Consider the following 239-nt stretch of genomic DNA (forward strand, 5'->3'; position numbering starts at 1 on the left):
TGTACATCTGTTTCGATGCTGGCTGGACACTATCTGATAGCCACCCCTGAAGAATATACTGGTTGTACAGATCCCCCCAGTTCGACTCGGGAACATATCTGTCATGTAGAAGGAAGCCCTCATCAGGACTCTCATTCGCTTTCAGCTTCCCCTCATGTGTAATTCGACTGTCCAAAGCGTCTGTTTCGACATCTGCGGTCATTCGCCCAAACAACCAGGCACTCTGAGCAATCTCTCGC

The 239-nt window shown here is 49.8% G+C and carries 1 protein-coding gene; it reads right to left on the bottom strand.

What is annotated here, in order from left to right:
- The coding region (locus EXE44_RS21285; protein ID WP_206750419.1) for a hypothetical protein at positions 1-202 on the bottom strand (202 nt) is incomplete at its 3' end.
- Positions 203-239: the final 37 nt, after the last annotated feature.

It is taken from the genome of Halorubrum sp. SS7, from assembly GCF_005435055.1.
Classification (GTDB): domain Archaea; phylum Halobacteriota; class Halobacteria; order Halobacteriales; family Haloferacaceae; genus Halorubrum; species Halorubrum salinarum.